The organism is Rhodoferax sp. MLSD5-FHT05B10, from assembly GCF_058793415.1.
On record NZ_JBXAFT010000006.1, the window covers coordinates 285,710 to 303,019 of the forward strand.

A 17,310-nucleotide genomic window follows, 5' to 3' on the forward strand; every position below is an offset into this window, starting at 1 on the left:
TTCCAAACAAAGCGATAACTTCTGTGGAGTCATAGTGCGGTTAGCCATTATTTGTATCGCATGCAGTGTGCTGCTGGGCGCGGGCGTGCCGACGGCGGGCGCCCAGGGGGTCTCTGCCAGCGCGGCATTGCCCAATCTGGGTGATGGCAGCGACATGACACCCAGCGCCGAGCGGCGTCTGGGCGACCGCATTGCCCGCGAGCTCTACCGCGATCCGGACTATGTGGACGACCCCGTCACCATGGAATTTGTGCAGGGTATCTGGCAACCGCTGCTGGCGGCTGCCCGCTTGCGCGGAGACTTGCCGCCCGAACTGGATGCGGCCTATGCGTGGGAGATCCTGTTGGGGCGTGACCGCACGATGAATGCCTTTGCCCTGCCCGGCGCCTATTTGGGCCTGCACCTGGGGCTGGTGGGTGCCGTGGCCAGCCGGGGTGAACTGGCTTCGGTTCTGGCGCACGAACTCAGCCACGTGACGCAGCGGCATGTGGCCCGTATGCTCACCCGGCAAAGCGGGCAGGCCCCCTGGATTCTGGGGGCCATGATTCTGGGTGCGCTGGCGGCCAGCAAGGACACGAATGCGGCCAATGCCATGATCGTCGGCGGCCAGGCGGTGTCAGCGCAAACCCAGCTCAATTTTTCACGCGACATGGAGCGCGAGGCTGACCGCATGGGGTTTGGTGTGATGACCCAGGCGGGCTATGCGCCCCAGGGTTTTGTGTCGATGTTTGAGAAGCTGCAGCAGGCAGCCCGTCTGAACGATTCGGGCAGCTACCCCTATCTGCGCAGCCATCCGCTCACCACCGAGCGCATGGCCGACATGCAGGCCCGCATCCCGCGGCCAGAAGTCGGCGCGCCGGTTGCAGCGCCCGAGTGGGACCAGGCCATGGTTGCCGCCCGTGCCCGGGTGTTGTCCAATTCGGCGGTGGATGCCCTACGCACCTGGTCGGTTGAAACGCAGGCCACCACGCTGGCGCGCCTGGCGCCGGCGCAGCAGGCTGGCGCCCTGTACGGCGCCACGCTGGCCGCCATCAAGCTGCGCGAATTCGCCGCGGCCCAGGCCCTGTGGGTGCGCTTGACGGAGCGGACGCGGGGCGATGCCGCCGCTGCCCGTCTGGCCCGTCTGCTGGGGGTCGAGATGTGGCTGGCCCAAGGGGATGGCAGCCGTGCGCTCAGCCTGCTGCAGGCCTCCGCCGGGAAACCTGCAGCGCCCAGCCGGGCCGAACTGTTCCTCGCTGCCCAGGCGGCGGTGCTGGCCAAGCAGCCAGCACCGCTGGCCCAGTCCACGCAAGCGCTGCAGACCTGGGTGGCCGGGCACCCGCGGGACGCCCAGGCCTGGCAATTGCTGGCCAGTGTGGATACCGCCCAGGGCCGCACGCTGGGTGCCATCCGGGCCCAGGCAGAAGTCAGCGCCGCCCAACTCGACTTCCCGGCTGCGCTCACCCGCTTCAAGGTTGCGCAGGACTGGGCCCGCAAAGGGGGGGCGGGGTCGGATTACATCGAGGCATCCATTGTCGACACCCGCACGCGCCAGATGGAATCAGTGGTTCGGGAACAGGCGCTGGAGCGCTGAGTCAATGACGATGCCCAGTGCCGAGTAAATCAGCGAGCCGATCAATGCGGCGCCAAAGCCCTGCACGTGAAAGCCGTCCAGGATGCTGGCCGCGGACCAGAACATCAGGGCATTGATCACGAAGAGGAACAGGCCCACGGTCAGCACCGTCACCGGCAGCGTCAGCACCACCAGGATAGGGCGCAGGACGGCGTTGAACAGCCCAATGACAAAGGCGGCAATCATGGCCGCCGAAAAGCTCTTGATTTCCACACCGCTGTACAGGTAGGCGACAGCCAGCAGGGCGGTGGCACTGAGCAACCATTTGGCAAGGAGTTTCATGCCCACAGAATAGCACTTTGCACGGGTCACCTGCCGGGTGGCGGGCTATGATGCCTCTTCCCACCGCAACCGACCGGCAGACGCATTTGGCAGGTATCCACATCACCGACATTGAATCGGCCATCAACTACTGGCGCGCGCACGAACCCTCGCCCGACGGCATTGCCCTGCCGGCCCGCACCCGGGCGCTGGCGGAGGTGTACGCGCAGATGGTGTACGCGCACGCCGTGTTGCTGGAAGAGAGCGCGTTTCCGCCCGAGGCCTACGCAGCCTGGCTGGGTTGGTATGCCAGCACACCCGATACGCCCTGCATTGCCATCTGTTCCACCAGCCAGGGGGATGCCTGGTGCAAAGGGTGCGGCCGCAGTTTTGACGAAGTTCAGCGGTGGCCCGCCATGAGCGCCGCCGAGAAGCGGCTGATCTGGCAGCGCATCACGGCGCAGGGCACGGCTTGGCGGTTCAACAAGTATGCCGAGCGGGCGGCTGAGAATTCCGCATCATTGCTACCAAATTCATAGCTGTCTGCGCAGGTTTTCCGGTGCTCTGGGGCTGATTCGAGCCTTATTTCCAGCGCAGGGGTTCAATATCGACGTTGTGCTTGCCGTCGCCCAGCATCAGTGCGCCTTCCTGGATCGTGGCCTGCAACTGCATGCTGCGCTGGGCCAACTGGGCCAGTGCCTGCGAACTCTCGGTGGGCACGCGCCACACCTGAAGCTTGTCGAGCCGGGTCAGTTTGTTTTCAATGCCCTTCCACCAGACCTCGGCCGCGTGGTGAAAGGCGTAGACCACGACAGCGTCCGCCTTCTGGCAGGCTTTGGTCAGCGGCTTGTCTTCGGGCTGACCGACCTCGATCCACAGGCGCTTGTGGCCGGTGAAGTCGGTGAGCGACACGTCCGGGTTGTCCGGGTCGGACAGCCCGGCACCAAAGGCCAGGGTGCCGTCACCGGCGCAGACGTCTTGCAGTTGGTGCGCCTGCAGCGCCAGGGCGACCAGCCGCACCATCATCCGCTCATCGGTCTCGCTGGGGTGACGGGCCAGGGTGAGCGTGTGGTCGGCGTAATAGCCGTGGTCGATGTCCGCAATTTGCAGACTGGCCTTGAAGATGGTGGCTTTGAGTGCCATCAGACCCGCTTGGCCAGTTCAGCCGCCTTGCCGGTGTAGCTGGCTGGCGTCATGGCCAGCAGGCGCTGCTTGTCCTCTTCGGGAATCTCCAGCTTGGCGATGAAGCCTTGCATCAGCTCGCGGGTCATGGGCTCACCGCGGGTGAACTTCTTGAGCTGCTCGTACGGCTGGGGCAGGCCGTAGCGGCGCATCACGGTCTGGATGGGTTCGGCCAGCACTTCCCAGGAGGCGTCAAGATCGGCTGCAATCGCGGCTTCGTTGAGTTCCAGCTTGCCCAGACCCGTACTCAGCGACTGGTAGGCCAGCACGGCGTAGCCCAGTGCTACGCCCATGTTGCGCAGCACGGTGGAGTCGGTCAGGTCGCGCTGCCAGCGGCTGATGGGCAGCTTCTCGCTCAGGTGCTTGAGCAGGGCGTTGGCCAGACCCAGATTGCCTTCGGCGTTCTCGAAGTCGATCGGGTTGACCTTGTGCGGCATGGTGGAAGAACCCACTTCGCCGTCCTTGAGCTTCTGCTTGAAATAGCCCAGCGACACGTATCCCCAGACATCGCGCGACCAGTCGATCAGGATGGCATTGGTGCGGGCCACCGCGTCGAAGAACTCGGCCATGTAGTCATGGGGCTCGATCTGGATGCTGTAGGGCTGGAAGGTCAGGCCCAGGCCCAGGGGCTCGGGTGTTTCCACCACGGTGCGGCTGAAGGCTTCCCAGTCGAAGTCGGGCCAGGCGGACAGGTGGGCGTTGTAGTTGCCTACGGCACCATTCATCTTGGCCATGATGGGAATGGCGGCAATTTTCTCCCGGGCGGTGCTCAGGCGCATGACCACATTGGCGATTTCCTTGCCCACGGTGGTGGGGCTGGCAGTCTGGCCGTGGGTGCGGCTGAGCATGGACACGTCGGAAAAAGCGTGGGCCATGCTGCGCAGCTTGGCAATCACGGCGTCCAGTGTCGGCAGCACCACCAGGTCGCGTGCACCCTTGAGCTGCAGCGCGTGGCTGGTGTTGTTGATGTCCTCGCTGGTGCAGGCAAAGTGCACGAACTCTTGCGCGGCCAGCAGCTCGGGGCGGGCTTCGAATTTGGATTTGATCCAGTATTCCACCGCCTTCACGTCGTGGTTGGTGGTTTTCTCGATGGCCTTGATCGCCTCGCCATCGGCGACGGAGAAGTTCTTGACCAACCCGAGTAAGTAAGTGCGTGCTCCGGGGGTGAGTGGCTTGAATTCGGCAAAACCGGCATCGCTCAGGCGAATGAACCAGGCCACTTCCACCTGCACCCGGCGGTGCATGTAGCCCTGTTCACTCATCAGGGGACGCAGGGTGGCCAGCTTGGCGGCGTAGCGGCCGTCCAGGGGAGAGAGTGCGGAAATAGTGGAGAAAGTCATAGGTCGATTGTAGGTTGAGTGCCATGATTCGCCTATCGACGGACCCGGGAAATCCCCTACTGGATAGAATCATCCCTCCTGTAACAGTAAAGCATCCATGAAATTACTCGGCTCCACCTCCAGCCCCTATGTCCGCAAAGTGCGCATTGTGATGGCAGAGAAAAAATTGGATTACGCCTTTGTGATCGAGGATGTCTGGGCGGCAGACACCCGGATTGCCGAGGCCAATCCTCTGGGAAAAATTCCCTGTCTGATCATGGAAGGGGCCGAAGCCCTGTTCGATTCGCGCGTGATTGTGGAATACCTCGATACCCTGTCCCCCGTCGGCAAGCTGATTCCCGCCGTGGGCCGTGAACGGGCCGAGACCAAGACCTGGGAAGCACTGGCCGACGGCCTGCTCGATGCCTCCGTCTTGGCGCGGCTGGAAGCCACCTGGCCTGGGCGTACCAAGGCCCAGCGCAGCCAGGCCTGGATTGACCGCCAGCTGAGCAAAGTGCAAGCGACCGTAACCGCCATGAGCCGCGGCCTGGGTGAGAAGCCGTTTTGCGGTGGTATCCACCTGAGCCTTGCCGATATTGCCGTGGGCTGTGCCTTGGGCTATCTGGACTTCCGCTTTCCGCAATTGGACTGGCGCACCGACAACCCCAACCTGGTTCGCCTGTACGACAAGCTGATGCAACGCCCCAGCTTTGCCGACACCATGCCGCACTGAACCCGTCTGGGATTTATTACCAGCCTTCGTACGGTCTGGGGGCTGTTGTTACATCGGTTTACATATTTTTTTGCCCTGGATGCGACGCCTGCCATTAGAGTGTGCGCACGATGGCTACGTACAAAACGATCTACAAATGCCGCGAATGCGGCGCCACCAGCTACCAGCGGGTTATTGACCGTACAGAAAGTGGCACGCTGGAGCCCACGGGGCAGTACCGTTGCACGGGTTGCCGCAACGTGTTCGCCAATGTGCAGGCGTGGTGCGAACCCCGCCGCACGATAGATTCCCAGCCCAGCCCCTTGTCCGCGTGATGTTCGCGTGACGCGCGGCGGTCCTGCCCGTCCGTATCACGGGAACCGATTGGTCGCGGGTGCAGCGGTCAGCGGCAGCAACCGCTCCAGGTTGATCTGAACCTTGACGTCGCGGTGGGCCACACTGGCCACAATTCGGTATTCCGGCAGGCTGGTGTCGCGCACCGTAGGCTCCACCGTGGGAATGCCCTGGCGGTTGATCAGCACGGCCACGCGCGGCGTCGTGGTGTTAGTACCCCGTTTGACAACGATGGCCACCTCGTCGGTTGCCAGGCGCACAAAGGCCCCCGGCTGGTAAATGCCCACGGCCTTGATCAGTGCCGCGCCCGCCTCGTCAATTTGGCGGTTTTCATCGAAATAACAGGCCTGCATGGCCGCAGCCGGAGCGGTGGGGACCCGTGAGGCGCGGGGGGCCAGCCGGGCGCCAAACATGTCCGCCCGCTGGATCAGCCGGGCAATCCGTTGCGCTGGCGTCTTGTTCTGCAGGGAGCCGGGTTCCGGGTTGTGGTGTTCGTGCACGGCCTGCAGCCAGATGGGGTCGGTGACACCCATGGCGACGAGCATGTCGACCGAGCGGGCCGCGTGGGCCTTGATGGCTGCGCGCTGCTCGGCCGAGGGCGCCTCGATCTGGCGGGCCAGCCGGTCCTGCAAATCGGTCATGCCCAGGTTCATGGTCAGTGCGGCCTTGCACAGCTGTGTTTCCATCTCGATGGGCCAGTTCAGGACTTCCCGGGCCGCCAGCTCGCAGATCACGCGGACCAGCATGGCGTGCGTGGCGCTGTAGAGCTGGATTTCGCTGGCCGAGAGGTGAATCAGCGCGAACAGCGTGCCGTCCGGGTTGCGCTGGCAAAGCTGGCTCAGCTGCCCGTTCAGGCGTTCCAGCCGATCCATGAACAGCGCCGGGGTTTTTTCCCGCAGCAAGGCGTTGCTTTGCACCTGCAGGTCCAGCCAGTCGGGTGCCTTGTGGTCCTGGACGCTGCGCGCGCCCGGGGCGCTGGCAGAGAGTTGGGTGCTGGCGATTTCCCCCAGTGACTTCTCGTCGCGCACCAGCCCGTGCAGGCGTTCCACATAGGCCCGGTGGTGGACGTCCGAGTCCGCCACGTCGATGAACAGGCCGCCGCCCCGCTCGGCGATTTCCACCAGGTCTTCCCGCGACTCGATGACAAAATCCTTTTTGGCCAGCAGCACACCGTCCTTGTCCATCAAAGGAAAAGGCAGGGGTTGGCGAACGCGGATGGAATCTACGCTGACGGGAACGAGCTGCATGGGGTGGAGGGGGATTATGCATGTCATATCGGCCAAAACGGGCCCGTCTTGAGCCGGCTGCCACACTGCTAGCATTCCGGTCATGCATTCCCAAGACCTGCCTCCCGCGTTTTTGTCCAAGATTTGCGCCCGCACCGACCTGGCGCGCCAGCTGGACCGGTTGCCCCGGCCCTGGGTGTTCACGAACGGCGTGTTCGATGTGCTGCACCGGGGCCATGTGATGTACCTGGCCCATGCGCGCGACCTTGGGGGGAGCCTGATCGTGGCCCTCAACACCGATGCCTCGGTACGCCGCCTGGGCAAGGGTGACGACCGGCCACTCAACAACGAAGCCGACCGGGCCGTGGTCATGGCCAGCCAGCAGGCGGTCAGTCTGGTCACCTGGTTTGACGAAGACACGCCCGTGCAGCTGATTGCCGAAATCCGCCCCGACATCCTGGTCAAGGGCGGCGACTACGACATGGCCAAACTGCCGGAAACGGCCCTGGTGCAGTCCTGGGGCGGGCGGGCCCTGGCCTTGCCGTTTGTGCAGGGCTACTCCACGACGCGTCTACTGGAGCGCATCCGCGCCGGCTAAGACCGGTTCCGGGTTGGCGAACACCGCCGTCCACAGGGCCAGGCCGGCTGCACGCTCCTGCTGCGCGTGCTCCATGCTGACCTGGGTGGGCTCTTCGTTCAAGCGCGCGCGGTGCTGGATCTGGCGCAGTGTGCGGTAGGCGCGTGCAGCGTCTTCCCCCACCTGGCCCGGCAGCAGCCCGCACGCCTGGGCGCGCAGCAGCAGTGCAATATTGCCCACGTTGGCCAGCAACTCCGGGTGGCGGCAACCCTGCGACAACACCAGGAACTGCACGGCGAACTCGATGTCGACCATGCCTCCCGGGCTGTGCTTGACGTCAAATTGCTCGCCTTTCACCGGGTGGCTCGCGCGCACCCGTTCGCGCATGGTGCCAATTTCGGCGCGCAGGCCAGCACTGTCCCGCTCCGCCCCGATAACGGCCTCGCGCACGGCATCGAAACGCGCAGGCAGGGGCGCGACACCCAGCACGCAGCGCGCGCGGGTCATGGCCTGGTGCTCCCAGGTCCAGGCGGTGTTGCTGCCGCGCTGTTGCTGGTAGTTGGCGTAGGACTCGAAGCTGGTGATCAGCAGCCCCGAGTTGCCGTTGGGTCGCAGGGCGGTGTCGATTTCGTACAGGTCGCCCTCGCCGGTCTTCACGGTCAGCCAGTTGATGAGCTTGCGCACCAGTGCACCGTAGACCTCGGGGGCGCGTTCGTCATCATCGTCGTACACGAAGACGATGTCCAGATCGCTGCCATAGCCCAGTTCCTTGCCGCCCAGTTTGCCGTAGGCAATGATGCCCAGGCGGTGCTCTGCGCGGTGCCGGTTCTTCAACCGGTCCCAGCACCAGCGGGTGGTGATGCGCAGCACGGCTTCGGCCAGCGCACTCAGGTCATCCGCCACCTGCTCCACGGTCAGCCGGCCTTCCACGTCGCGCGCCAGGATGCGAAATACCTCCGCATGGTGGGCGCGGCGCAGCAGGTTCAGCAGGGTCTCGTCGTCGTCCTCGGCGCTGCCTTGCAGGGCGGTGCGCCGGCGTTCCAGTTCCTGCTCGAAGTCGGCAGGGTCAAAGCGCTCTTCCAGCATGGCATTGCCCGCCAGTTCGTCAATCACACCGGGGTGTTTGAGCAGGTAGCGCGCCGGCCAGCGTGCGGCCCCCAGCATGTGCAGCAGGCGTTCGTGCACATTAGGGCGCTCCAGCAGCAGGGCCAGGTAGCTTTCGCGCCGCAGCAGCGGCTCGATCCAGTCGGCCAGCCGTACCGCGGCCTCTTCGTCCACCTTGCCCTGGGCCACCCACTGCCCAGTGCGCCGTATCAGCCGCACCAGCCGCTCGCGGGAGGCCTCACGCAGTGCCAGCACGCGGGGGTGCTCACGCCAGCTGGCCACCCGTTCACGGAAGCGGCCGTTGAGCTGGGTCAGCAGTTCGTCGAAGTCGGTGGTTTCCGGTCCGTTGCCCGAGGAGCCGCAGCCCTTGCATTCCTTGCCGGAGCCGCCCAGCAGGGCGTCGAATTCCTGGGCCACCAGTTCCCGGTGGGTATCGAGCTCGCCCAGGAAGGCGCCGCTGTCGGCAAACCCCAGGGTCTGGGCAATCCAGTGCAGGTCGGCATCCGTGGTCGGCAGCACATGGGTCTGCTGGTCATCCAGGTACTGGATGCGGTGCTCCACCTGGCGCAAGAACACATAGGCCCGCGCCAGCGCTTCGGCCGTGGCCGGGGGCATCAGCCCCGCGGTGGCCAGCCGTTGCAGGGCGCTGAGTGTGGGTCGGGTGCGCAGTTCGGGGAACTGGCCGCCGCGCACCACCTGCAGCAACTGCACGGTGAATTCGATCTCCCGGATGCCGCCGCGCGAGAGCTTGACGTCGTTGCTGCGCTCCGGTTTGCCGGCGCTGCGTTTGGTGGCGTGGTCACGGATCTGGCGGTGCAGGACCCGCAGGGAGTCGAACACGTTGTAGTCCAGGTAGCGCCGGAACACGAACGGCACGACCAGGCTGCGCAGGGTCTGCGCGCAGGGGGAGCCAATGGCCTGCGCGGGGGCCACCACCCGGCTCTTGAGCCAGGCAAAACGCTCCCATTCCCGACCCTGCACGTGGAAGTATTCCTCCAGGCCGCCCAGCGACACCGCGGGGGGGCCGGAGTTGCCGTTGGGGCGCAACGCCAAATCCACCCGGAACACGAAACCGTGTTCCGTGGTGTCGCCCACCAGCGCGTAGATGGCACGCACCATCTTGCCGAAATACTCCTGGTTGGAAATGCGTCCCCGCCCGTCGGCGTCACCCGCCGTTTCCCCGTCCTGGTCGTAGACGTAGATCAGGTCGATGTCGCTGGAGACGTTGAGTTCGCGGGCCCCCAGCTTGCCCATGCCCACCACGCACAGCTCGGCGCGCGTTCCCTGCGGCGTCCGGGGCGCACCGTGCATCTGGTCCAGCGCCTGCGCGCTTTCCCGGCAGGCGACATCGAGCGCAAATTCGGCCAGCTCCGTCATGGTGGCGGTGACGGCTTGCAGGCTGGCTTGCTGCTGGCAGTCCAGCGTCACCAGCCGCTCCAGCACCAGCTGGCGGGTGGTGCGCAGGGCGTGGGCCGTGTCCATAGGCGTGGCACGCAGGGCGTCAAAGAGCTGTTCGATGGTGGACCGTGTGGGGGCCCCTGGCGGGAGCAGCGGCAACTGCTGGGCATAACGACGCCGGATTCGCTGGCCGAAGCGGGAGCCCTCGGACAGGTCTGGGAGGCCATTGGAGGTCATAATTCCTGACATGGTTTCACTATCGCGATGACTGAATTTCCGCCCATTCCCCCGTTCTGGATCAAGGCCGGAGCCACTGCTGTGCGGGTGGCCTTGTGGCTGCTCGTTTCAGCGTGGGTGGTACTGGCCATGGTCTGGGGCGGGCTGCATTTTCTGATTGTGCCGCGAATCGCGGAGTTCCGCCCGCTGCTGGAGCAGCAGGCATCGAGCCGGCTGGGCGTGACGGTGCAGGTCGGGGCCATCACGGCCCGCTCCAATGGACTGATTCCGGCGTTTGAACTGCATGATGTGCGCCTGCTGAACGCCCAGGGCCAGGAGGCTTTGCGCCTGCCATCCGTGCTGGCCGCCCTGTCGCCGCGTTCGGTGCTGGGCTTGGGGTTTGAGCAGCTGTACATCGACAGCCCGGTGCTGGACGTGCGGCGCGACGCCAGCGGACAGATCTGGATTGCCGGCTTTGCGCTGCCCAGCGGGGACACGGGCGACAGCGCGGGTGCGGATTGGGTGTTCTCGCAAGCCGAGCTGGTCATCCGCCACGGCACCGTGAGCTGGACCGATGCATTGCGCGGCGCCCCGCCTCTGGACTTGACCGCGGTGGACGTGGTGCTGCGCAACCAGCACCGCAGCCATGCCCTGCGGGTGGATGCCACACCGCCAGCCGAATGGGGTACGCGGTTTAGCGTGTCGGGTGTTTTCAAGCAGCCCTTGCTGTCCCGCCGCGCCGGCGCGTGGCGTGCCTGGGAAGGTCAGCTTTTCGCCGATTTTTCCCAGGTGGATCTGGCGCAAATGCGCCGCCATGCCGATCTGGGCGTGGATGTCACGCGCGGTGCAGGCGCCGTGCGGGCCTGGGTCGACGTGGACCGCGGTGCGCTGACCGGCGTAACCACCGACCTCGCGCTCAACGGGGTCCACGTCACCGTCAGTCCCCGCCTGGAGGCGCTGGCCTTGCGCTCGGTGACGGGACGTCTGGGCGCCCGGATGGTGGACGGTGGCCAGGAATTTGCCACCCAGGCGCTGCAGTTCGACACCGAGGATGGCTTGCACTGGCCGGGCGGCAATGTCCGCGTGGGCGTGTTTCCGGGTGATGCCCGTACGCCTGCCCACGGGGAGCTGCTGGCCGACCGGCTGGACCTGGCCGCCATGGCGCAGATTGCCGATCGTCTGCCCCTGGGGGACGGTGTGCATGCCACGCTGGCCGGGCTGGCGCCCCGGGGGCTGGTCGAGCAGGTGCAAGGCAGCTGGCAAGGGCCCGTGGAAGCCCCCACCCGCTTTGCCGCCAAGGGCCGCGTGAGCGGGCTGGCACTGGCGGCACAGACCGTGGAGCAGGGCACCCGTCCGGGCGTCCGGGGGGCGGACATCGATTTTGACCTCACCCAGTCGGGGGGCAAGGCAACCCTGGCCCTGCGCGATGGTGGCATCGACTTGCCGGGCCTGTTTGAGGACCCGGCGCTCCATTTCGACCAGCTCGGCGCGGAGGTGCAATGGAAACACGAGGGCGCGTACACCAGCCTGAACGTGTCCAGCCTGCGCTTCAGCAATGCCGATGCCCAGGGGGAAGCCCAGGTCAAGTGGCAGACCGCCGACACCGGCCCCGGCTTTCCTGGAGTACTCGATCTGCAGGGCAGCATGAGCCGGGCGGCCGGGACTCAGGTGCACCGCTACCTGCCGCTGGCCCTGCCGCAGGACGTGCGCAACTACGTGCGCGATGCCGTGGTGGCCGGCACCGCATCGGACGTGAAATTCAAGGTCAAGGGCAATCTGCAGGACTTCCCCTTTACCACCGCCAAGCAGGGCGACTTCCGCATCTCGGCCAACGTCGCGGATGCCACCTACGCCTACGCGCCGGCGGGTTTGTTGCCCAAGGACAGCCTGCCCTGGCCGGCGCTGACCCGGCTTTCGGGCGAGCTGGTGATCGACCGCGCCACGTTGCAGGTCAAGGGCGCGCATGGCGCGCTGACGGGGGCTGCCGGTTTGCGCATCACCAAGGTCGACGGTGTGGTGGACCACCTGTACGGCGGGGCAACCGTGGCGGTGACGGCGGAAGTGCAGGGCCCGCTGGGGGATGTGCTGGGCGTGGTCAACGCCTCTCCGCTGGGAACGATGACCGGCAAGGCGCTGGCGCGGGCGACCGCAGGTGGCAACGCCGACTACCGTTTCAAGCTCGGCTTTCCCATTGCCGCCGTGGAGCGCGCCACCGTGCAGGGCACGATTGCGCTGGCCGGCAATGAGCTGCAGATGAGCCCGGACACGCCGCGCCTGACCCGCGCCCGCGGCACGGTGGCGTTTTCCGAAACCGGTTTTTCGGTCACCGGCGGGCAAGCCCGCGCACTGGGCGGCGACGTGCGGATCGAGGGGGGCCTGAGCACCCGCAGCGACGCGACCCCCATCGTCGCAGGCAAGGCCGCGCCCCAGGTGCTGCGCCTGCAGGGCACGGCCACGGCCGAAGGGCTGCGCCAGGCCCGCGAGCTGGGGTTTGCGGCCCGGCTGGCCCAGTACGCCAGCGGTTCTGCGGCGTATACCGCGGTGCTGGGTCTGCGCGGCGGCGTGTCCGAGCTGGCCATTGCCAGCAACCTGACCGGCCTGGCCCTGAAGCTGCCGGCACCGTTTGCCAAGACAGCCGACGCCCCCCTGCCCCTGCGGCTGGAAACGTCGGCCGTGCGCACGGCACTGCCCGCCAGCACGGCCGGCGGGGCCAAGCTGCAGGACCAGCTGCAGCTGGACGTGGGGCGCCTGGCCCGCATCGTGTACGTGCGCGATGTGTCCGGGCCCGACGCCCGGGTGTTGCGGGGTTCCATTGGGGTGGGGCTGGCGGCCGACGAAACCGCCCCCCTGCCCGCCGAGGGGGTGGTGGCCAACGTGAACATGGCCAGCGCGGACCTGGATGCCTGGAGCGAGGTGTTGTCGCGGGCGTCCGGGGTGGACCTGTCGGTCGGTACCCTGGCGGCGCAGGGCAGCAACGTCGGCATGGGCTACCTGCCCACCAGCCTGGCGGTGCGTGCCCGCGAGCTCACCCTGGCCGGGCACAAGCTCAACAACGTGGTGGTGGGGGCCGGACGCGAGGGCCTGCTGTGGCGGGCCAACCTGGATGCCTCCGAACTCAATGGCTATGTCGAGTACCGCCAGTCGTCCGGGCCGGCGGCAGGGCGGCTGTACGGTCGGCTGTCGCGGCTGGCCATCGGCCCGAGCACGGCGCAGGACGTGGAGAGCCTGCTCGACCAGCAACCCACCAGCATTCCTGCGCTGGATGTGGTGGTGGAAAACTTCGAGCTCAAAGGCAAGAAACTCGGTCGCGTCGAGATTGACGCCGTCAACCTGGGCGCAGGCACGGCCGGTGCGGCGCGCGACGCCGCCCGCGAGTGGCGCCTGAACCGGTTCAACATCATCACGCCCGAGGCCGTGCTCACCGCCAGCGGTAACTGGACCAACATCAATGCCCAGGGCGCACCGGCTGCCGGGCGTAGCATCAAGGAGCGGCGGCGCACGGTGATGAATTTCAAGCTCGACCTCAATGATGCGGGCGAGTTGCTGCAGCGCTTTGGCATGATCGGCGTGGTGCGCAAGGGGCGCGGAAAAATCGAAGGCCAGGTGGCCTGGCTGGGGTCGCCCATCACGCTGGACTATCCCAGCCTGAGCGGCAACCTCAACGTGAACGTGGAGAACGGCCAGTTCCTCAAGGCCGATCCCGGCATTGCGAAGCTGCTGGGCGTGCTCAGCCTGCAGTCCCTGCCGCGGCGCCTCACGCTCGACTTCCGCGATGTGTTCAGTGAGGGTTTCGCCTTTGACTTCCTGCGTGGCGACGCCACCATTGCCCAGGGCATCGCCCGCACCAACAACCTGCAGATGAAGGGCGTCAATGCCGCCGTGCTGATGGAAGGGCAAGCCGACATCGCCAAGGAAACCCAGAACCTCAAGGTCGTGGTGGTACCGGAAATCAACGCCGGCAGCGCCTCGCTGATTGCCACCTACATCAACCCGGTCGTCGGGCTGAGCACCTTTCTGGCCCAGCTGCTGCTGCGCAAACCCTTGATCGAGGCCGCCACGCAGGAGTTCCTGGTGGACGGCACCTGGGTCGACCCCCGCGTCACCCGGGTCGAACACCGTTCCGGCACCGCCGTCAAACCCGAGGAGTCCAAATGAAGGTCGCAGCCATCCAGATGGTGTCCACCGCCAGCGTGGCCCACAACCTGCAGCAGGCCCGCACGCTGCTGGAGCAGGCCGCACAGGCCGGGGCCGAGCTGGCCGTGCTGCCGGAGTATTTCTGCCTGATCGGCCAGCACGATGCCGACAAGCTGGCCATCCGCGAGGCCTATGGCAGCGGCCCCCTGCAGGCCTTTCTGGCAGCTGCCGCCCGCGAACTGGGCCTGTGGCTGGTGGGAGGCACCTTGCCGCTGGCCGCGCCCGAGCCCGACCGGGTCTACAACAGCTCCCTGGTCTACAACCCGCAGGGCGACTGCGTGGCGCGCTACGACAAGATCCACCTGTTCCGTTTTGACAATGGCGTCGAGTCGTATGACGAATCGCGGGTGCTGAGCCGCGGCTCCCTGCCCACCCGGTTCGAGTTGCCGTCCCGCGACGGCCACCGCTGGCAGGTGGGCTTGAGCGTGTGCTACGACCTGCGTTTTCCCGAGCTGTACCGCAGCTATGCCCAGCAGGGTGTGGACCTGATCCTGGTGCCCAGCGCCTTCACCCACACCACTGGCCAGGCGCACTGGGAGGTGCTGCTGCGGGCCCGCGCCATCGAAAACCTGGCCTTTGTGGCCGCCGCCGCGCAGGGCGGCGTGCACCCCAACGGGCGCCACACCTGGGGCCAGTCCCTGCTGATCGACCCCTGGGGTCAGGTGCTGGCGCAGCAGGCGCAGGAGGCCGGCGTGGTCTGCGCCGAACTCCGTCCGGACACCCTGGCGCAGCGGCGGGCCCAGTTGCCCGCCCTGCAGCACCGGGTGCTGTGACCGGCAAGGTGCCGTCGGGTATTTTTTTGCTATGAATTCAGAAGCTATCCGCGCAGGTTTCACAATGGCCGGAGCCATTATTTGTTCTGATTTTCCCCCGCCGGCCGTGTGGCCGCGTCGTCCTGCGTGTGTGGCAACTCGCCATTTTTACGGCCCGAGAACATGGTCCACCAAATGATTCCAATGAGTATCAACCCTGCGCCCAGGGCTTCCAGAAATAGCAATGTCATGAACCGGCTCCTGGCCTGTGGATGGATGGCCCTGATTGTAGGAACGCTGGCCGCCTGCGGCAGCGCGCCGCGCCTATCGCCCCCGCGGGTTGAGGGGGTACGTGCCGCGCCGCCGCTGGAGGTGCCGGGCACCGTCAGCCAGGCCCGCAGCCGTTGGGTCCCGGTGCCCTGGAGCGATCTGCCGGGCTTTGCCGACGACACGCTGTTTGAAGCCTGGAATGCCTGGCTCAAGGGCTGCGAGCGCCCGGTGGCGCCGCAGGCGGCCCTGTGCGGCGAGGTGCGCCGGCTGAGCATCGGCAGCGCCGACGAGCAGCGTGCCTGGATGCAGCAGCGCCTGCGCCCCTACCGGGTGGAATCCACGCAGGGCGATGCCAATGGCCTGCTCACCGCCTATTACGAACCGGTGCTGGAAGCCAGCCGGGAACCTAGCGCCCGCTTCAGCGTGCCCCTGTACCAGCCCCCTGCCGGCCTGCTCCAGCGCAAGCCCTGGTTCACACGGCAGGAAATGGACACCTTGCCCGAGGCCCAGGCCGCCCTTAGGGGCCGGGTGATTGCCTACCTGGCCGACCCGATCGATGCCCTGGTGCTGCAGATCCAGGGCTCCGGGCGCCTGCGCGTGACGCAGCCCGACGGCAGCCAGCACTGGGTGCGGCTGGCGTATGCCGGCACCAACGACCACCCCTACCGCAGTGTGGGGCGCTGGCTGGTGGACCAAGGGCTGGTCAAGGATGCCTCCTGGCCCGGCATCAAGGCCTGGCTGGCACAGAACCCGCAGCGCCAGCAGGAGCTGCTGTGGAGCAACCCGCGCATGACCTTCTTCAAGGAGGAGCCCCTGGCCGACATGGACGCCGCCGGCGGCCCGCGGGGTGCTCAGGGCGTGGCACTCACGCCGGGGCGCTCGATCGCCGTGGACCCCGGCAGCATTCCCTACGGCACCCCGGTGTGGCTGGCGTCCCAGGGCGCGCAGGTGAACCTGCAAAAGCTGGTGCTGGCGCAGGACACGGGCAGTGCCATCACCGGCGCGGTGCGCGCCGACTACTTTGCCGGCTGGGGCGCCGAGGCCGGGGAACTGGCCGGGCGGCTGCGCCAACCCCTGCAGCTGTGGGCGTTGTGGCCAAAGTAGACCAGACCACGTTACTATCGGGGTTTTGGGGGTTGCAGCCCCTTCACGGCGCCAATAACGGGAAAAGCCCATGAACACATCCATACGGGACATTGACGAGCGGACCAACCTGGCGGGCAACAGCATGTTCGAGCTGTTGCTGTTCCGTCTGGGCGAAGCCCCCGGTACCGAGCGGCGGGAGCTGTTCGGCATCAACGTGTTCAAGGTGCGCGAGATCCTGGTCATGCCCGAGATCACCGCCATGGTCAACATGCCGCCCACCGTCATGGGCGTGGCCAACATCCGCGGCCAGATGATTCCCGTGATCAACCTGCCCGCCGTGGTGGGTTGCAAGCCCACCAAGGGCCTGGGCATCTTGCTGGTGACCGAGTTCGCCCGCACCACCCAGGCGTTTGCGGTGGAAGAGGTGAATGAAATCGTGCGCCTGGAATGGAAGCACGTGCTGTCCGCCGAGGGCAGCGGCGGCGGCTTGGTGACCAGCATTGCGCGGTTGGACGGCGCTGCCGAGAACACCCGCCTGGCGCAGGTGCTCGATGTGGAGCAAATCCTGCGCGACGTGATGCCGCAGGAACCCAAGGCGAGCGCCAGCAACCACGACATGGCACCGGTGCGCCTGCCACCCGGCACCGTGGTGCTGGCGGCCGACGACTCGGCCGTGGCCCGCATGATGGTCGAGCAGGGCCTGCAGGCCATGGGCGTGCCCTACATCATGACCAAGACCGGCAAGGAAGCCTGGGACATGCTGGAGTCCATTGCCGCCAAGGCGGCGGCCGAAGGCAAGACCGCCCACGACAAGGTGGCCGTAGTGCTGACCGATTTGGAAATGCCGGTGATGGATGGCTTCACCCTGACGCGCAATATCAAGCAGGATCCGCGTTTCAACACCATTCCGGTCATCATCCACTCGTCGTTGACGGGCACTGCCAACGAAGGCCATGTGAAGAGCGTGGGCGCCGACGCCTACATTGCCAAGTTTGTGGCGGAAGAGCTGGGCACCACGATTCGCCAGGTGCTGGCGCGCTAGCGCGG

At 66.4% G+C, this 17,310-nt stretch carries 15 protein-coding genes; 9 read left to right on the forward strand and 6 right to left on the reverse strand.

Translation table 11 applies throughout. From position 1 onward, the window contains the following. The first annotated feature begins 34 nt into the window (after positions 1 to 34). Positions 35 to 1,573 carry a M48 family metalloprotease gene (locus tag AC1Q5W_RS12025; RefSeq protein WP_492644403.1) on the forward strand — a complete coding sequence of 513 codons (1,539 nt, stop codon included), beginning with the start codon at positions 35 to 37 and terminating at the stop codon, positions 1,571 to 1,573. On the opposite strand, the gene AC1Q5W_RS12030 is transcribed toward AC1Q5W_RS12025, so the two are convergent. After that, the gene (locus AC1Q5W_RS12030; RefSeq protein ID WP_492644402.1) at positions 1,541 to 1,894 is read right to left on the reverse strand and encodes a phage holin family protein; all 354 of its coding nucleotides are present in this window, start codon (positions 1,892 to 1,894) and stop codon (positions 1,541 to 1,543) included. The two genes, AC1Q5W_RS12025 and AC1Q5W_RS12030, sit on opposite strands and share 33 nt — an antisense overlap. An 86-nt stretch (positions 1,895 to 1,980) precedes the next feature. On the opposite strand from AC1Q5W_RS12030, the gene AC1Q5W_RS12035 reads away from it, so the two are divergent. Continuing rightward, a complete protein-coding gene (locus AC1Q5W_RS12035) occupies positions 1,981 to 2,412 on the forward strand; it encodes a DUF3717 domain-containing protein (protein WP_492646141.1) in 432 nt (143 codons plus the stop codon). 43 nt (positions 2,413 to 2,455) lie between these two features. Here AC1Q5W_RS12035 and AC1Q5W_RS12040 read toward each other — a convergent pair whose 3' ends face one another. Beyond that, entirely contained in the window at positions 2,456 to 3,016 is a 561-nt protein-coding gene (locus AC1Q5W_RS12040; protein WP_492644401.1) for a YaeQ family protein, read from the reverse strand. Next, entirely contained in the window at positions 3,016 to 4,395 is a 1,380-nt protein-coding gene (gene purB / locus AC1Q5W_RS12045; RefSeq protein WP_492644400.1) for an adenylosuccinate lyase, read from the reverse strand. Before purB ends, AC1Q5W_RS12040 begins: the two co-directional genes overlap by 1 nt. Before the next feature lie 97 nt (positions 4,396 to 4,492). On the opposite strand from purB, the gene AC1Q5W_RS12050 reads away from it, so the two are divergent. Both AC1Q5W_RS12050 and AC1Q5W_RS12055 read left to right on the forward strand, forming a co-directional pair. Continuing rightward, positions 4,493 to 5,107 carry a glutathione S-transferase C-terminal domain-containing protein gene (locus AC1Q5W_RS12050; protein ID WP_492644399.1) on the forward strand — a complete coding sequence of 205 codons (615 nt, stop codon included), beginning with the start codon at positions 4,493 to 4,495 and terminating at the stop codon, positions 5,105 to 5,107. Positions 5,108 to 5,217: 110 nt separating this feature from the next. Then, the gene (locus tag AC1Q5W_RS12055) at positions 5,218 to 5,421 is read left to right on the forward strand and encodes a hypothetical protein (RefSeq protein WP_492644398.1); all 204 of its coding nucleotides are present in this window, start codon (positions 5,218 to 5,220) and stop codon (positions 5,419 to 5,421) included. Between the two features lie 36 nt (positions 5,422 to 5,457). On the opposite strand, the gene AC1Q5W_RS12060 is transcribed toward AC1Q5W_RS12055, so the two are convergent. Continuing rightward, positions 5,458 to 6,687: an HD-GYP domain-containing protein gene (locus tag AC1Q5W_RS12060; protein ID WP_492644397.1), complete on the reverse strand. Its 1,230-nt coding sequence runs from the start codon at positions 6,685 to 6,687 to the stop codon at positions 5,458 to 5,460. A gap of 82 nt (positions 6,688 to 6,769) precedes the next feature. On the opposite strand from AC1Q5W_RS12060, the gene rfaE2 reads away from it, so the two are divergent. Beyond that, complete coding sequence (gene rfaE2, locus AC1Q5W_RS12065) at positions 6,770 to 7,264, forward strand: D-glycero-beta-D-manno-heptose 1-phosphate adenylyltransferase (RefSeq protein ID WP_492644396.1); 495 nt, start codon at positions 6,770 to 6,772, stop codon at positions 7,262 to 7,264. Here rfaE2 and glnE read toward each other — a convergent pair. Beyond that, a complete protein-coding gene (gene glnE / locus AC1Q5W_RS12070) occupies positions 7,238 to 9,994 on the reverse strand; it encodes a bifunctional [glutamate--ammonia ligase]-adenylyl-L-tyrosine phosphorylase/[glutamate--ammonia-ligase] adenylyltransferase (RefSeq protein WP_492644395.1) in 2,757 nt (918 codons plus the stop codon). The two genes, rfaE2 and glnE, sit on opposite strands and share 27 nt — an antisense overlap. A 15-nt stretch (positions 9,995 to 10,009) precedes the next feature. Between glnE and AC1Q5W_RS12075 the strand changes: the two genes are divergently transcribed. Continuing rightward, entirely contained in the window at positions 10,010 to 14,116 is a 4,107-nt protein-coding gene (locus tag AC1Q5W_RS12075) for a YhdP family protein (RefSeq protein WP_492644394.1), read from the forward strand. After that, the gene (locus AC1Q5W_RS12080; protein ID WP_492644393.1) at positions 14,113 to 14,928 is read left to right on the forward strand and encodes a carbon-nitrogen hydrolase family protein; all 816 of its coding nucleotides are present in this window, start codon (positions 14,113 to 14,115) and stop codon (positions 14,926 to 14,928) included. The genes AC1Q5W_RS12075 and AC1Q5W_RS12080 overlap by 4 nt, the downstream gene beginning before the upstream one ends. Positions 14,929 to 15,005: 77 nt before the next feature. On the opposite strand, the gene AC1Q5W_RS12085 is transcribed toward AC1Q5W_RS12080, so the two are convergent. Beyond that, positions 15,006 to 15,158, reverse strand: coding sequence for a hypothetical protein (locus AC1Q5W_RS12085; RefSeq protein WP_492644392.1), 153 nt, complete (start codon positions 15,156 to 15,158; stop codon positions 15,006 to 15,008). On the opposite strand from AC1Q5W_RS12085, the gene mltA reads away from it, so the two are divergent. Together mltA and AC1Q5W_RS12095 are read left to right on the forward strand one after the other, a co-directional pair. Next, positions 15,091 to 16,281, forward strand: a complete 1,191-nt coding sequence (mltA, locus tag AC1Q5W_RS12090) for a murein transglycosylase A (protein ID WP_492644391.1) — start codon at positions 15,091 to 15,093, stop codon at positions 16,279 to 16,281. The genes AC1Q5W_RS12085 and mltA overlap by 68 nt on opposite strands. A 70-nt stretch (positions 16,282 to 16,351) precedes the next feature. Beyond that, the gene (locus AC1Q5W_RS12095; protein ID WP_492644390.1) at positions 16,352 to 17,305 is read left to right on the forward strand and encodes a chemotaxis protein; all 954 of its coding nucleotides are present in this window, start codon (positions 16,352 to 16,354) and stop codon (positions 17,303 to 17,305) included. Positions 17,306 to 17,310 lie beyond the last annotated feature (5 nt).

Coding starts and splice junctions, on each gene's coding strand:
- AC1Q5W_RS12030 (WP_492644402.1), bottom strand. CDS start 1,894: ATGAAACTCCTTGCCAAATGGTTGCTCAGTGCCACCGCCCTGCTGGCT.
- AC1Q5W_RS12040 (WP_492644401.1), bottom strand. CDS start 3,016: ATGGCACTCAAAGCCACCATCTTCAAGGCCAGTCTGCAAATTGCGGAC.
- purB (WP_492644400.1), bottom strand. CDS start 4,395: ATGACTTTCTCCACTATTTCCGCACTCTCTCCCCTGGACGGCCGCTAC.
- AC1Q5W_RS12050 (WP_492644399.1), top strand. CDS start 4,493: ATGAAATTACTCGGCTCCACCTCCAGCCCCTATGTCCGCAAAGTGCGC.
- AC1Q5W_RS12055 (WP_492644398.1), top strand. CDS start 5,218: ATGGCTACGTACAAAACGATCTACAAATGCCGCGAATGCGGCGCCACC.
- AC1Q5W_RS12060 (WP_492644397.1), bottom strand. CDS start 6,687: ATGCAGCTCGTTCCCGTCAGCGTAGATTCCATCCGCGTTCGCCAACCC.
- rfaE2 (WP_492644396.1), top strand. CDS start 6,770: ATGCATTCCCAAGACCTGCCTCCCGCGTTTTTGTCCAAGATTTGCGCC.
- glnE (WP_492644395.1), bottom strand. CDS start 9,994: ATGTCAGGAATTATGACCTCCAATGGCCTCCCAGACCTGTCCGAGGGC.
- AC1Q5W_RS12075 (WP_492644394.1), top strand. CDS start 10,010: ATGACTGAATTTCCGCCCATTCCCCCGTTCTGGATCAAGGCCGGAGCC.
- AC1Q5W_RS12080 (WP_492644393.1), top strand. CDS start 14,113: ATGAAGGTCGCAGCCATCCAGATGGTGTCCACCGCCAGCGTGGCCCAC.
- mltA (WP_492644391.1), top strand. CDS start 15,091: ATGGTCCACCAAATGATTCCAATGAGTATCAACCCTGCGCCCAGGGCT.
- AC1Q5W_RS12085 (WP_492644392.1), bottom strand. CDS start 15,158: ATGACATTGCTATTTCTGGAAGCCCTGGGCGCAGGGTTGATACTCATT.
- AC1Q5W_RS12095 (WP_492644390.1), top strand. CDS start 16,352: ATGAACACATCCATACGGGACATTGACGAGCGGACCAACCTGGCGGGC.